Source organism: Rhodoflexus sp., assembly GCF_053489755.1.
Genome location: NZ_JBRCHD010000053.1, coordinates 119,366 through 133,542 on the forward strand (window position 1 = coordinate 119,366; position 14,177 = coordinate 133,542).

A 14,177-nucleotide genomic window follows, 5' to 3' on the forward strand; every position below is an offset into this window, starting at 1 on the left:
GGTTTAGGACTGCAAATGGTAGGATGTTCAATTTCTTTTTTCAAATCAATAGGGTTAAGTTGTAAGTTTGGAAAAACCTCGCCTGTTTTCAGGCGGGGTTTTTTTATTGTATGTACAGTCTCCGATATGCCTCCCATGCAATATCGGCGTAGCTATATTGTGGCCCTGCATAGCGTTTGCCATAAGGAAAAAGTGGCGTTTGCAGGTAATAGTGCAACTGTTCGGTGCTAATGTGCAGCCCCGCATTGTAAAAAACCGCTAATCGTTTGACGCGCTCTCTGGTGGTGCACAACGCCAGTTGAGTAGCTTGTCGCCAAGTTGCAATGCGTTCAAAAATCAGGAGATAGTGCAACTGAGCAGCCGGCAGTTTGAGGCGTTGGATGCGGAGGCTACGCGCTTCTTGCTGCGGTAGATGAGGCAGTTGCAGCCATTGGCGTTGTTGCACGGTCAGTAGGGGACAATCTGCCATCTTTTCCAATTGCTCGATAAACGAGGGCTTCATCTGGAACTGCCCGATGGAAAAATCCACAGCACGGCTGCCTTTCTTTACATAGAGCAATTCCAGCGCAGTTGTTTCAAGCAAATTGCTGAGTTCGTTATAGCGCACCATTTCCGGGAAAGCCGCTGCGAGTGCTACAGGGAAATGCTTTTCTGTAAACATTTGCCACGTTAAATGACGACGTAGCCAGCTTTCAGCCCGCTGATACTCACTTGCATATGCCTCGCGAAAATCTGCGGCTGTTTGTGCTGCAATCAGCATCGGCTGCAATAGAAATAATAGCAGGAGGCGTATCATACTGGTAATTAATACTATCATCGGGCGGGTAGTTGTTTCCGCTAAGAGCTAAAAATAAAAAAGGATACGACATTGCCGTATCCTTTAGTCTCACCAGTAAATATGAAAATGAAAAAACTATTTGCTCTTAAATCTGCCACAAATATATATTCGCTTTTTTGAACTACAAAATTTTATATTCGCATACGCAAATCTAAATACTCGGAAAGAGTCGAGTCTGTATCTCATAGTGCTGGTTATCAGCTGATTATTCTAAAAATTTATTTTTGCGCTCAGTATTAATTTTTTCTGTGAGGGGTCAGAGAAGAAATTTTTTTGCAAGGTACTTTGTATTGCAAGGTAACTTATTTAACTTAGTTCCGTATATCACCATGTAGCGATTGGGTAATTTAGCGAACCATTGAACTATGACACGATCATGAACCTTGAGAATACACAAATTCAGATGCGCAAAGGGGTGCTGGAGTTTTGCATTCTGAGCATTATTTCCCGTGGGGAAATATATGCTTCCGATATGCTGGAAGAGCTTACCCGCGCTAAAATAGTGGTGGTAGAGGGAACGCTTTACCCGCTGCTGAACCGACTGCGCAAGGCAGGGCTGGTAGATTACAAGTGGGTAGAGTCTGCCTTTGGGCCACCGCGCAAGTACTACACACTCACCGAAGAGGGGCGAAGATTTCTTAAAGAATTGCGTCAGACATGGGACGAACTGGTTGCTTCCACGCAGGCGATTGTCAATTTACAAGCCTGATCGCTGCAACCTCATAACTATATTTCACATCCTTTAGCATGATTTGACATTCACCATGAAAAAGAATATCAGTATCAACATCAGCGGCATTATTTTCCATATAGAGGAAGACGGCTACGATTTGCTGAAACAATATCTCATGAGTATTAACCGCTATTTTTCTACCTACGAAGACAGCGCAGAGATTATTTCAGACATAGAAAACCGCATCGCCGAAATTTTTCTTGCCCGATTGGGCGAAAACAAGCAGGTGATTACTGTTGAAGACATCAACGACCTGATAGCTACGATGGGTAGCGTTTCGGATTTTGAGGCAGCAGAAGCCGATAGCAATACTGCCTATCGTCGTTCTGAAGAGCCATTGCAGGCAGAGGAGCCGCTGCACAGCAAGCAGGCACCCGAAACCGACCGGCAGGCAAAAACCAAACGCAGCACGCGCAAACTCTACCGCGACCTGAAGCGCAAGTTAGTCGGCGGCGTAGCAAGCGGTATTGCGCACTACCTGAGCATTGACCCGCTTTGGATTCGGCTGGCGTTTATGGCTACGCTGGTAGATGTGATTTACTTTACCTCTCTGAGCGGCATTGCGCTCGTAACATATGCTATCCTTTGGGCGGTGTTGCCCGGCGCAGAAGATTTGCCCGATGACCAAAGCTACAAGCGGCTGTTCCGCAATCCCGAAGATCGCGTGTTGGGCGGTGTTGCAGGTGGTCTGGCGGCGTACTTCGGGGTAGATGTGCTGGTGGTGCGATTGCTGTTCATACTGGGAATTTTCTTAGGCGGGGTGGGAATTATCACCTATCTGATCTTCTGGATGATTACTCCTGAGGCTAAAACCCTCACCGACAAAATGCAGATGGAAGGCGAACCTGTTACCTTGTCTAATATTGAGCGAAAAATCAAAGAAGGACTGAACATGGATCCGGAGCAGGACGAGGAAAATACCTTTGTCAAAATTCTGCTCTTCCCATTCCGTTTGCTGTCGCTGATCATTGCCTCGCTGACGCAAATTATCCAGCCCTTTGGCAATTTTCTGGGGCAGTTGCTGCGCGTAGTAGCTGCTTCGGCGATGATTGTGGTGGCTGTCATCAGCGTAATCTCGTTGGTTATCCTATTCAGTATGCTGATGGGTATGGTTTACACAGACATTCATGTGGATAGTATTCCGCTAAGGGTCTTCAGCAATAGCGTACCTGTAATGGGAATTGTTTCGCTGTTTATCACGGTAGTTGTACCGATGATTGCGCTGGGTATTGCCGGGCTGTCGCTGCTTACTAAACGCCACATTGTAGGCTCGGTAGTAGGCTGGTCGCTGTTTGGTATCTGGATTTCAGGTATTGCGCTCACTTCAGCGATGCTGCCTTTCGTATTGCAACAATGGCAGACAGAGGAAATCCTGCGCACTGAACAGGTATTCGCAAGTGCACAAGCGCCTTTTGTACTGGAGGTCAATAAACTTGCCAAGAACAAATTTGATATAGTTGAGCTAACTATCAAAGGCTACGAGGGTAGTGAAATAAAATTGGTGCGCATGGTAAAAGCACGCGGCAGCAATGCACAAAATGCGCTGGAAAATGCTCGAATGGTGCGATACAATGCTACACAACAGGCAAATGTCCTTCGGTTCGACGAAGGTTATGGGCTGGATGCCAATGCAGTCTTTCGCGGACAACATATCAACTTAGAATTGCTGGTACCGTATGGGCAGGAGTTTATTATGCACCCAAGTCTGGGGCGAATCCTGCGCCATACGCTCTACCCGCACGGCTACAATGTGGGCGACCTTGACAACAACCACCGCTGGAAATTTACCGAAGAGGGGCTGAAGTGCCTCAACTGTCCCGAAAAAGAGACTAAAACTGCATTTGATGATCAGGAAATCGGTATTCATGCCAAGCGTTACACCAATTATGCCGACTTCAGCAAACTATCGTTAGAGGGCAATTATGATGTGCAAATCAGTCGGAGTAAGCACTTTGAACTTGTTATAGATGCGGATGATGAGCAAGCGCTGACGGGTATTAGTGTTGTGCAGGAAGGTAACTTATTGAAAATCATCAATAAGGCTAACGAAGAAGAAGTGCAGAATGTCCGCGTGATGGTTGGCTTACCAATGCTTGCCGCATTGTCAGTCAAAGGTGAAGGAGAGGTGAAAGTAGCCGAGTTCAAAGCCAAAGATTTTGACCTGAATCTGGACGGCGCTATTACATGTGAAGCCAACGTCAAGGCAAAAAATATTAAAACCTCACTTGGCGGCAGTTCTATTTTACAGTTAGCAGGGACAACTAATACACTGATTATCAATACCTCACAGGAAGCTGATTGCAATGCTTTCGGCATGAAAGCAAAGGAAGTAATCGCCACAGCAGCAGGTAGCAGCAACATAAAAGTTCATGCCGACAAAAAAGTGATAACAAATACTACGGGCGAAGCAGAAATCAGCTACAGGGGCAGTCCTAAAGTAGTGCAAACCAATCGCGATTAGCTTTATTTTGTGCATGATTCGCTCTGTACTTGCCTCTCTTATTTTCCCCTGTTGAAGGTAGATAGGAGAGGCGTTATTGATTATAAATTGGATGATGGGTCAATCGAGGCTGTCTAAAAAGGCTGAATGTAGCGCAGACTTTATTCTGTAGTTATTTGATTATCAAGTGATTAGCAAATCACAGGCTAAAGTCTGTGTTGCTTTTTGGACACCCTCTCAATATCGGTAAATAATTGCCCTGTAATACGCCCTCTAAGGTGTGCTGATGTAGATAAAAACTGCATGGTAGATGATTCACTTGCGCATTATTCGATGCTCTAAATTTTGGGGGACATTACACGGCCCGTGCAACAATAATCCACAGTCAATCAAACAGATAAGCGGTTATTTTGTCGGTGTATGGGTGGTGCGGGAGTCATCACCTACCGTACCGGTGCTTTTAAGCAGGAAACGGTTGGTACTATCCACTACGCTGCCTTTAGATGTGCGGATGTCAGTGCCTAATCTCGGCAGTGCGGTATGCTCTACACCGTTGATGGGAGTTACTACAACGCCGCGGTTCTGGTATGCCGTATCTGCGGCGGCGCTTCGGGCAGTAGGCGAAGCTACCGCAGAGATAATCTCTGTGCTTGCAGCAGTGCGCGGCGGCAACTCGGAGGCAATCACAGCGAGCGGCGGCATATCATAACGATCGTCTTCCCAGAGTAGCATCCCCAGAAGCGCAATATCTGCAAGGAAAAAAAACAAGAACAACCGAAAGCCTAAGCTCTGTATCAAAGGGGTAACAAATTGAGTTTGTGAATTTAGATAATTTACGGGCAATCTGGCATTTAACAAGTCTTGACAGCTTCAATATGCTTTTTTGGCATAGCTTTGCTGCCGCAAAAAGTACGAATCTTGCACATGAGCACAATAAAGGCAGCAAATTACCGTGCAAAAGTTTTTTTTCCAACAGCTCTGATTTTTTCAGTGCTTTTTATGCTGGTGAGGCCCTGCCTTTTGGCGCAACAGGCAGACGCTGCCAAAGTAAAGAAAGACTCTGTGCGCTATGGGCCCAACACTACCCGCTACTACAATTGGCATACGCTATACCATAATATTACTGATACGCTTTACATTGACACAGCCTACGCCAATCGCCACCGTTACAATCTGGTACAGCGCAATGAAAATACTTGGCAGGATTTGGGCATCTTCGGAACAGCCGCGCAGCCGATTTTCTACCGCGAGCCGGAGCAGATAGGCACGCGCTTGGGCATGCGATCGCTTGAGGCCTATCGTCTGCAACGCGATGAAGTACGTTATTTTGATAGTTACTCGCCTGTAACCGATCTGGATTACATCCAAGGCGGGAAAGGCCGGACGCGTCTGCGCGTTACACATGCCCGCAGCATTACGCCCGATGCGAGTGCAGCTATTTTTTTCCAAAGACAGGAATCTAATAAGATTTTGGGCAGAAACTCGCGTCGCAACGACCCGATGCTGACCGTGCAAAACTATGGAGCGATGACGCGCTTTTTTTCGCGCGATCTGCGCTATAAGCTACTGGCGCATTTTATTTATTCCGATCATGCGATTCAGGAAAACGGCGGCTACAACACAGACGATCTGTCTCCTCCCACCTCTGCAACGCTGGCCAATGTCATCCCGCAGGAGCTGCGCTACAGTCTGGAACAAGTAGTGAGCCGCGAAAAAGTACGCACCTTTCATCTCTACCAGCAATACGACCTCAAAAAAGACTCTACGCAGGATGCCAAACTGACGACGCAGGTTTTTCATCAGTTGGAATGGTTGCGCCAGATTAACGAATATGTGGATGAGAATCCGCGTGGCAATCTGGCGACTTTTTACCGCAATTTTCCGTTTAATATCAATCTTTTTCGGGCGCGAGAGTTGCGCTACGCTACCAACTACGAGCAGTTGGACAACAGAGCGGGCATCAAAGGACAATGGAACAGGTTTCGTTATCGTGCCTACCTCCGCAACCGCATCTATGACTACTCGGCTGAATATATGGATGTCAGCACGTTAGGCGATTCTGTACGACAGGTGCAACTTCCTCCTGAGTGGTTTGCAGGTTTTGCGGCGAATATTCCTATTTATAGGCATCACAAAATGGAAGCCGAAGCCGAAGTGCAACTGCCTCTGCAAGACTACCGCGCTAAGGTCATTTACATCAATAAGTGGTTTAGGGGAATGTGGCTGCGCACGGTTTACCGCCCTGATCTTACGCAGCGGCACGTTTTCGGTAGCTTCTTCCAATGGGATAATGTTGATTTTATTCCTACTGTTTCCGATCGCCTCAGCTATGCCACAGGCTTTATCCCTGTACCTTATTTGCGCAAATACCTATCGTTTTCGCGCTTTGCAGGTTTTGAGAATATCCAGAATATGGTTTACTACGACACGGCCGGCATTGCAAGGCAGACCACCGAAGGGGTGCGCCTAATCCACGCGGCAATCAATATGAAAGCCCAATGGAAAGATTTGCAATTGCTGACTACAGTGCGTTTCAGCCAGAACATCGGCGCAGATGTTTTTCGCGTACCATTGTTCTTAGTCAACTCGCAGTTTTTCATGCAGCGGAGGTTTTTTGAAGACCGGCTAGACGGACAGTTTGGACTGGATTTTCACTGGAAGTCAGCTTTTTATGCAAATGCCTATATGCCTGCTACGCAACAGTTCATCCTCAACGATCGCTACCTGACCGATGGTTATCCAGTGCTGGATCTGTTCTTCAACTTTAAAATCAGTAGGGCGCTGCTTTTTGTGAAGGTGAACAATATTTTACAGGACATTGCGGGCAGGGCTTATTTCCACACGCCGCGCTACTACGCACAGCCCCGCTCGTTTGAGTTAGGCATCAACTGGCTGTTTTTTGATTGATTAACTTTCGCGTTTGACGATTGTACTGCTTGCCTGCGCCGTAGGCAGTAGCAATAACTCTGCAATATTCACATGTGCAGGACGAGTAGCTACAAAGAAAATCACATCTGCTACGTCTGCTGCTGTCAGCGGATTCATGCCGCGATATACGTTTTTTGCCCGCTCTGCATCGCCTTTGAAACGCACCAGCGAAAACTCGGTTTCCACCAGCCCGGGATTGATAGAAGTTACCTTGATATTGTGCTGATTGAGGTCTATGCGCATACCTTTGGTGAGCGCATCTACGGCAAATTTACTCGCGCAGTAAACGTTGCCGTTAGGGTAAACCTCTTGTCCTGCTAAGGAGCCGATGTTAATGATATGTCCACCCTGACGTTCAATCATTTGTGGAATGACGGCTTTTGAGACATAAAGTAAACCTTTTACGTTGCTGTCTATCATGGCATCCCAGTCTGCTATTTCGCCGTCTTGAATCGCCGCCAGCCCGTGTGCGTTGCCTGCATTATTGATGAGAATATCAATCGTTTGATAGGTGTCGGGCAGAGAGCCAATTTTTGCTGCTACTTCCGCAGCATTGCGTACATCAAAATTAAGGGTATGGACGGCTGTTTTGGCGCTGAGTTCGGCGGATAGTGCATCTAATCGCTCTTGCCGTCTGCCGCAAAGCACCAATCGGAAATCGCTGCGGGCAAATGCGCGTGCTGTAGCCATCCCGATACCAGAGGTGGCCCCTGTGATTAAAACGTTGCGTATCATAGCCTATGTGTTTATTAAGCGGCTAAATTTAGTCGCTCCGGCGGAATTACAGCAGTTTTTTTATTAACTTGGTTTGATCAAAAGGCTGTATATCCATCAAACCAATCAAGATATGAACAGAAGAAACTGGCTCAAAATCAGTGCGCTGCTGACGGCAGGCGCCTACACCGGCACAGTTTATGCCATGCAAACAGGTTGCTATCAGCCACTTTCTGATTTGCCTAACGATTTGCTTAGGCTAGGATCTAATGAAAATCCTTACGGTTGTTCGCCGAAGGTAATGGAGGCGATGCGCGATGCACTCAAAGAATGTAACCGCTATCCGAACTACGATCTGCTGATTCAAAAAATTGCTGCTCATCATCAGATAGCCCCCGAACAAGTTTTCATCAGTGCAGGCAGTTCCGAAGCGCTGGCGCTGTCGGCGGTTGCTTTCTGTCGCGATCAATCGCAAAATATCGTAACAGCCAAACCTACATTCAATGTATTTCCCGACGTAGCAGAGCGCATGGGCATACAACGCATAGATATTCCGCTTACGGCAGATAAAACAATAGATTTGGATAAAATAGCGGCGGCTGTCACCAATAAGACAGCAGCGGTTTATGTTTGCAACCCCAACAACCCGACGGGAACTAAAGTAGCAACCGATGCGCTGCACAGTTTTGTAGCGGCTGTTTCCAAGCAAACGAGAGTTGTCGTAGATGAAGTTTACCACGATTTTATTGATGCGCCCTCGCTGATTCCGATCACAGCAAACAATCCCAATATAGTAGTTATTCGTTCATTTTCAAAGGTTTACGGGCTGGCAGGTATGCGCATAGGTTATGCGATTGCACACCCCGATACGGTCAAAATTATGCAGGCGCTTATTTCGCGTCCAGGTATTACGATCAGCCAAGCAGGGGTAGCCGCAGGCGTTGCCGCCTTAGACGACCAAGATTTTGTCAAAATGTCGGTCAATAGAAACACAGAAAGCCAAGAGGTATTGTACAGCTACTTAAAGCAGGCGGGCATCCGCTATATTCCTTCGTATGCCAATCTGGTTTACTTTTCACTGGATGGATTTGCCAAAAGTTACGTACAGGACATGCGCAAGCGCAAGGTAATCCTGCGCGAAATAGACGATTACGGACAGCGTTGGTGTCGTGTCAGCATGGGTACGCCCGACGAGATGCGGCAATTCGTTGAGATACTCAAAACCATGCGCGGATAATATCTGCCGGTGCCGGACTATCTTTGCCGATGAACCAACGATTGGCGCAGGTAGCCCTCGTCGTGCGCGACTACGACGAGGCAATTGATTTTTACACCCAAAAGTTAGGCTTCGACTTGCTCGAAGATACCCGCATGAGCGAAACCAAGCGCCGGGTGTGGTTGCGCCCAAGGGCGAAGGCGGCTGCAAGCTATTGCTCGCCAAAGCTGCTAATGACGAGCAGGTTTCGCGCATTGGCAATCAGACAGGTGGGCGTGTATTCCTGTTCCTGCACACCGACGATTTTGACCGCGATTACCAACACCTGATCAACGAAAATATCACTATCGTATGTCCGCCTTCGGAGGAGTTCTTCGGAAAAGTAGCCGTATTTGCCGATCTCTACGGCAACCTGTGGGACTTGATCGAGCCGCGTTGAGTGGGGTGCAACCAGATCGTGCGCTGCCGCCAGTCAATTGTCAGGTTAAAGCGCCGCAAAAATGCAAGCCCAAGCAGCCCGTAATTGCTTGGCGAGTGAAGCACGGGAATCTTATCGAAGGTGTATTTTCCTTCTATCTGCAAAGAATCCATTAGCAGCCCTTTGGCCTCCGAAATACCGTAGATAAGGTCTGCCGTTGCAAATGGTTCAGGGATGCGCTCGTACATGAACGAGGTGTGATTGGCTGTAAATTCAGCATCGAGCAGTACGCCGCCGCCAAATCCTGAGCTTACCTGCATCAGCATCTGGTAAGGAAAGCGATTGAATTTTACCTGCCACTTGGGGCTGCGATAAATATTCCGGTTGAAAGGTAGCGCAATCGTCTGCGGCAGGTCTGCAAACTTTTCGGGTGAGGGCGCAACAATCACGCGGCACTGTTCCCAGTCGAAGTGCCAAGTGCTGTGCTGCATCAGGTTCGCGCCAATCACTCCTGCAATACCTTTTTGCTGCAAGTTTGCAGCGGCTGCATTAGTCAGCCTTCCGCTGCCAATGTTCTTGTATTGCCGTTTGCCTATTGAAAGATTAAAAGCTCCGAATTGCATTGCCAGCGTATCGCCCGTAGCCGCTGTCAGCAATGCTGTTATGTCGCCATCTATCGTTTCAGTAGTCAGGCAGGGTAAGCCCGTATCAATCAGCCGGCGCTGCCCGTCGCTATCCGTCGCTATGATTGGGAATAGCGAATCGGTTAGCAGTAGTGTATCGTAGGCATCGTTATTAATAACTTCACCCGCCTGCATGAGGGCATGAAGTTGCTCTTGACGGGTTTGGCAGGCATACAAAAAAAAGCAAGCGGCAAATAGCGCCGCTGTTCTCAGGTATTTATCTGTAAGTAGGTACAACTCTGGGTGGTAATTTCTGATTGAGTTCGTAAGGTATGCTGCGCAAAGTTGGATCTGTATTGGCAAGATCTAACATGCCGTAGCCTGCTGTTGTTGCTTCGCCCAGCCCGCAGAAGAAAACAAATTCCTGTACTTTCGGATCGGCATACAGCGAAAAAGGCATGGTATAACCTCTTACTTCTATTTTGGTTTGCTGATGAAAGAGCGTGTAGATGCGGGCAAATTTTTTTGCCTCTTTAGTTACCTTAGACAAGTAATAATGGTCAGGCACGATCTGGAATTTGAAAAAACTTGCCATCTGCTCAGGGGTAAACAAACCGGAGCGCTCAATTCTGTTCATTGTCGATTCGTACAAAAGGTCTGAAAACTGATCTGTATCAGGCATGATAAATTCTTTTACCCCCATTTCATTGTCAGCCTGCATGGTGCAAACCAACGGCGAAAGACAGATATATTTCATCACCTCGCTGAAATTCGGGGTATGTTCGCGTTCTACCATTTCAGGCGACAAGATCAGCCCGCCTACTTCAATGAACTGATTACTAAACAATTGTTGGAGAAAATAGTCGGTAAACTCCTGATCTATGCAGGCAAATACAAGGGTTACACGGCTTGAGAAATACTGCAATCCGTTGCGGCTGACTTTTGTCTGCCCCTTGATGCCGGAAAAATTGTAATACTCAAACGCTACACGATCACCGCCGTCCATACCGGCTGTCAGATCTTTGATCATAGCAGCCAGCAGGTGTTGGTGGTGGAAGGGTAGAACACCGCCTTTATTCCTTAGCTTAAAAATGATTCTAGTCCGTAGCACAATTCGACATTATTTAACCGCTTTCGCGAAAAAAATTATTGATTTAGGTTTTTAACATTTTCAAACGTAAATTGTTTAGCAGAAGTTTAACTTTCACTGCTCTTGCACAGTGATAAGGCTTAGGGTATAGGATCGTAGCCGCTTCCGCCCCACGGATGGCAGCGCCCGATGCGCCGCAAACCCAATAGGAAACCTTTGATAATGCCGTGCTTCTCAACAGCTTGCACCATATATTCAGAACAGGTCGGCACGAAACGACAAGACGCAGGATACAGCGGGCTGATTGCTGCCTGATAAATTCTGAGTAAAAAAATAACGAAGCGCTTAAGCATATGGTGTTGAAATAAATTACTTGCAAGATTCGTGCATAAATGCAAGCCGAAACCCCTATTTTTGCCGCAAACTTAATAATTGCTGTCCTAATGAGCGTTTTAGTCAATAAATCTTCTCGTATTATCGTACAAGGGTTTACCGGATCGGAAGGAACCTTTCATGCCACACAAATGATCGAGTATGGCAAAGAGTGTAACGGTGCGCAGGTAGTTGGCGGCGTACGTCCCGGCAAAGGCGGAACAACCCACTTAGACCTGCCCGTTTTCGATACTGTAAAAGATGCCGTAGCAGCTACCGGTGCAAACGTATCCATCATTTTCGTTCCGCCCGCAGGCGCTGCAAACGCTATTCTGGAAGCAGCTGAAGGTGGTATCGAACTGGTAGTATGTATCACCGAAGGTATCCCTGTCAAAGATATGATGAAGGTGAAGCACGCCCTGCAAGGCAGCAAAACCCGCCTGATTGGTCCTAACTGCCCCGGCGTTATCAGCGCAGGACAGGCAAAAGTAGGCATCATGCCGGGCTTTATCTTCAAAGAAGGACGCGTAGGTATTGTTTCCAAATCGGGTACTTTGACCTACGAAGCCGCCGATCAAATCGTTAAGGCAGGGCTGGGTATTTCTACTGCAATCGGTATTGGTGGCGACCCCATCATTGGTACAACGACGAAGGAAGCCGTTGAACTGCTGATGAATGACCCTGACACAGATGCAATCGTAATGATTGGCGAAATCGGTGGACAATTAGAAGCTGATGCTGCCCGTTGGATCAAGGCAGACGGCAACCGCAAACCTGTAATCGGCTTCATCGCCGGACAGACCGCGCCAAAAGGTCGCCGTATGGGACACGCCGGCGCAATCGTTGGAGGCGACGACGACACCGCCGCAGCCAAAATGAAAATCATGCGCGAACACGGCATCACAGTAGTAGATTCGCCCGCACTCATCGGCGAAACCGTTGCCAAAGTTTTAGGAAAATAATTGCTCTTGCAGAAAGCCGTTTGTAACTTCAACAAACGGCTTTTTTATAGGCTTATGGAAAAATTGCAGTTGTTAAACGGGCAGTTGTTAGACCTGACCATGCAGCGCCTCTGCCACCAGTTAGTAGAAAACCATGCAGATTTTACTGATTCGGTACTGGTGGGGATGCAGCCGCGCGGGCGCTACTTTGCCGACCGTATCAAGGCGCGCTTAGACCACATCACAGGCGGCAATGCACCTATCGGCTATCTGGACATTACCTTCTACCGCGACGATTTTCGGCGGCGCGAAGCCCCTTTGCAAGCAAATGAAACTATTATGCCTTTTGACGTAGAAGGCAGGCACGTCATACTTATTGACGATGTGCTTTTTACGGGCAGAACCATCCGCGCTGCGCTTAGTGCGCTGGGAGAATACGGCAGACCTGCATCGGTAGAACTCATGGTGCTGATAGACCGCCTGTATAGCCGCGACTTGCCCATTCAGCCCAACTACACAGGGCGCACCGTGAACAGCATTCTCTCGCAGCGCGTAGTAGTTGAGTGGACGGAACAAGGCGCTACCGAAGATGCGATCTGGCTGGTTACCAAGTAGTTTTTGAGGCTGTCCAAAAAGTAACACGGACTTTATCTGTGATCATTGAAATACCTGATAATCAGACAGCTACAGACTGAAGTCTGTGCGACATGTAGCCTTTCTGGACAGTCTCGGTATGCTCAGTGCAATCCGTACTTATCCGCGTGCTGGTATTTGTAATGAATAACCATTGATTGTAGGAACAAAAATTTCCAATTTTAATATGGCTGCCCTCTCGGTCAATCACCTGCTCGGCATCAAAGAACTGACCGCTCAGGATATAGAACTTATTTTTAATATGGCCGATAAGTTCAAAGAAGTGTTAAACCGCCCGATTCGCAAAGTGCCCTCGCTGCGCGATATTACCATTGCCAACGTATTTTTTGAGAATTCTACCCGCACGCGCCTCTCGTTTGAACTGGCCGAAAAACGCCTTTCGGCAGATGTCATCAACTTTTCTGCTTCGGGCAGTTCGGTGAAAAAAGGCGAAACGCTGCTGGATACGGTAAACAACATTCTGGCGATGAAAGTGGAAATGATTGTGATGCGCCATGCCAGCCCGGGAGCGCCGCATTTTCTTTCGCGCCATATCAACGCCGCCATTATCAACGCAGGAGACGGCACGCACGAGCACCCCACGCAGGCGCTGCTGGATGCCTACTCTATCCGCGAAAAACTCGGTTCGGTTGGCGGCAAAAAAATTGCTATCATCGGCGACATCAGCCATTCCCGCGTGGCGCTTTCCAATATTTTCTGTCTGCAAAAGCTGGGCGCAGAGGTGATGGTTTGCGGACCTTCTACGCTCATTCCCAAACACATGGCAAGTCTGGGCGTAAAAGTCGTACATGACACCCGGCAGGCGCTCGAATGGTGCGACGTAGCCAACGTTTTGCGCATTCAGTTAGAGCGGCAGCAAGGCAAAAACTTCCCTTCCTTGCGCGAATATGCCCGCTACTACGGCATCAACGGCAGCCTCTTGCAGCAAGTCGGCAGACCGATTACAATTATGCACCCCGGTCCGATCAATCGCGGCATAGAACTGACCAGCGACGTAGCCGATTCGGCCCAATCCATCATTTTAGATCAGGTAGAAAACGGCGTAGCCATTCGCATGGCAGTGCTATACCTGCTCGCCGAAAAAATCAAAGTCTATGGCGCAGGCAAGGCAGCGTAACTGATTACCGTATTTTGCGTAATTTTTGGGAAGGCATTTGCAGCAGCAGCATGCCTGATAGCAAACCTATTATCTTTACAGATACGCAGCCGT

Annotated in this window: 13 protein-coding genes and 1 pseudogene; 8 read left to right on the top strand and 6 right to left on the bottom strand. The window is 47.9% G+C overall.

Annotation, left to right across the window (positions count from 1 at the left end; all coding sequences use genetic code 11):
* Positions 1-103 precede the first annotated feature (103 nt).
* Entirely contained in the window at positions 104-817 is a 714-nt protein-coding gene (locus ACWIP2_RS12285) for a hypothetical protein (RefSeq protein WP_448520231.1), read from the bottom strand.
* A 397-nt stretch (positions 818-1,214) separates the two neighbouring features.
* On the opposite strand from ACWIP2_RS12285, the gene ACWIP2_RS12290 reads away from it, so the two are divergent.
* Together ACWIP2_RS12290 and ACWIP2_RS12295 are read left to right on the top strand one after the other, a co-directional pair.
* Complete coding sequence (locus ACWIP2_RS12290; RefSeq protein WP_448520232.1) at positions 1,215-1,547, top strand: PadR family transcriptional regulator; 333 nt, start codon at positions 1,215-1,217, stop codon at positions 1,545-1,547.
* 55 nt (positions 1,548-1,602) lie between these two features.
* Entirely contained in the window at positions 1,603-4,032 is a 2,430-nt protein-coding gene (locus ACWIP2_RS12295) for a PspC domain-containing protein (protein ID WP_448520233.1), read from the top strand.
* Between the two features lie 384 nt (positions 4,033-4,416).
* On the opposite strand, the gene ACWIP2_RS12300 is transcribed toward ACWIP2_RS12295, so the two are convergent.
* Positions 4,417-4,809, bottom strand: a complete 393-nt coding sequence (locus ACWIP2_RS12300; RefSeq protein ID WP_448520234.1) for a hypothetical protein — start codon at positions 4,807-4,809, stop codon at positions 4,417-4,419.
* A gap of 126 nt (positions 4,810-4,935) precedes the next feature.
* Between ACWIP2_RS12300 and ACWIP2_RS12305 the strand changes: the two genes are divergently transcribed.
* A complete protein-coding gene (locus tag ACWIP2_RS12305) occupies positions 4,936-6,918 on the top strand; it encodes a putative porin (protein WP_448520235.1) in 1,983 nt (660 codons plus the stop codon).
* Here the strand turns inward: ACWIP2_RS12305 and ACWIP2_RS12310 are convergent, their stop codons facing one another.
* On the bottom strand, positions 6,919-7,674 hold the full coding sequence (locus ACWIP2_RS12310) for an SDR family NAD(P)-dependent oxidoreductase (protein ID WP_448520236.1): 756 nt from the start codon (positions 7,672-7,674) through the stop codon (positions 6,919-6,921).
* A gap of 112 nt (positions 7,675-7,786) precedes the next feature.
* Between ACWIP2_RS12310 and hisC the strand changes: the two genes are divergently transcribed.
* Both hisC and ACWIP2_RS12320 read left to right on the top strand, forming a co-directional pair.
* Positions 7,787-8,890 (top strand): histidinol-phosphate transaminase, encoded by a 1,104-nt coding sequence (gene hisC / locus ACWIP2_RS12315; RefSeq protein WP_448520237.1) that lies wholly within the window; start codon positions 7,787-7,789, stop codon positions 8,888-8,890.
* 29 nt (positions 8,891-8,919) lie between these two features.
* Positions 8,920-9,308: pseudogene (locus ACWIP2_RS12320) on the top strand (VOC family protein).
* On the opposite strand, the gene ACWIP2_RS12325 reads toward ACWIP2_RS12320, so the two are convergent.
* From ACWIP2_RS12325 to yidD, 3 genes are all read right to left on the bottom strand, one after another.
* Positions 9,272-10,207, bottom strand: a complete 936-nt coding sequence (locus ACWIP2_RS12325) for a hypothetical protein (protein WP_448520238.1) — start codon at positions 10,205-10,207, stop codon at positions 9,272-9,274. The pseudogene ACWIP2_RS12320 and the gene ACWIP2_RS12325 sit on opposite strands and share 37 nt — an antisense overlap.
* Positions 10,188-11,021, bottom strand: a complete 834-nt coding sequence (gene cas6 / locus ACWIP2_RS12330) for a CRISPR-associated endoribonuclease Cas6 (RefSeq protein ID WP_448520239.1) — start codon at positions 11,019-11,021, stop codon at positions 10,188-10,190. The genes ACWIP2_RS12325 and cas6 overlap by 20 nt, the downstream gene beginning before the upstream one ends.
* A gap of 119 nt (positions 11,022-11,140) precedes the next feature.
* On the bottom strand, positions 11,141-11,353 hold the full coding sequence (gene yidD / locus ACWIP2_RS12335) for a membrane protein insertion efficiency factor YidD (RefSeq protein WP_448520240.1): 213 nt from the start codon (positions 11,351-11,353) through the stop codon (positions 11,141-11,143).
* A gap of 90 nt (positions 11,354-11,443) precedes the next feature.
* Here yidD and sucD point away from each other — a divergent pair, with 90 nt between their 5' ends.
* From sucD to ACWIP2_RS12350, 3 genes are all read left to right on the top strand, one after another.
* Positions 11,444-12,334 carry a succinate--CoA ligase subunit alpha gene (sucD, locus tag ACWIP2_RS12340; RefSeq protein WP_448520241.1) on the top strand — a complete coding sequence of 297 codons (891 nt, stop codon included), beginning with the start codon at positions 11,444-11,446 and terminating at the stop codon, positions 12,332-12,334.
* A 54-nt stretch (positions 12,335-12,388) separates the two neighbouring features.
* Entirely contained in the window at positions 12,389-12,928 is a 540-nt protein-coding gene (pyrR, locus tag ACWIP2_RS12345; protein ID WP_448520242.1) for a bifunctional pyr operon transcriptional regulator/uracil phosphoribosyltransferase PyrR, read from the top strand.
* Between the two features lie 205 nt (positions 12,929-13,133).
* The gene (locus ACWIP2_RS12350) at positions 13,134-14,084 is read left to right on the top strand and encodes an aspartate carbamoyltransferase catalytic subunit (protein ID WP_448520243.1); all 951 of its coding nucleotides are present in this window, start codon (positions 13,134-13,136) and stop codon (positions 14,082-14,084) included.
* Positions 14,085-14,177: the final 93 nt, after the last annotated feature.

Coding starts and splice junctions, on each gene's coding strand:
- hisC (WP_448520237.1), top strand. CDS start 7,787: ATGAACAGAAGAAACTGGCTCAAAATCAGTGCGCTGCTGACGGCAGGC.
- ACWIP2_RS12350 (WP_448520243.1), top strand. CDS start 13,134: ATGGCTGCCCTCTCGGTCAATCACCTGCTCGGCATCAAAGAACTGACC.
- ACWIP2_RS12305 (WP_448520235.1), top strand. CDS start 4,936: ATGAGCACAATAAAGGCAGCAAATTACCGTGCAAAAGTTTTTTTTCCA.
- sucD (WP_448520241.1), top strand. CDS start 11,444: ATGAGCGTTTTAGTCAATAAATCTTCTCGTATTATCGTACAAGGGTTT.
- ACWIP2_RS12310 (WP_448520236.1), bottom strand. CDS start 7,674: ATGATACGCAACGTTTTAATCACAGGGGCCACCTCTGGTATCGGGATG.
- ACWIP2_RS12290 (WP_448520232.1), top strand. CDS start 1,215: ATGAACCTTGAGAATACACAAATTCAGATGCGCAAAGGGGTGCTGGAG.
- ACWIP2_RS12285 (WP_448520231.1), bottom strand. CDS start 817: ATGATAGTATTAATTACCAGTATGATACGCCTCCTGCTATTATTTCTA.
- ACWIP2_RS12295 (WP_448520233.1), top strand. CDS start 1,603: ATGAAAAAGAATATCAGTATCAACATCAGCGGCATTATTTTCCATATA.
- yidD (WP_448520240.1), bottom strand. CDS start 11,353: ATGCTTAAGCGCTTCGTTATTTTTTTACTCAGAATTTATCAGGCAGCA.
- pyrR (WP_448520242.1), top strand. CDS start 12,389: ATGGAAAAATTGCAGTTGTTAAACGGGCAGTTGTTAGACCTGACCATG.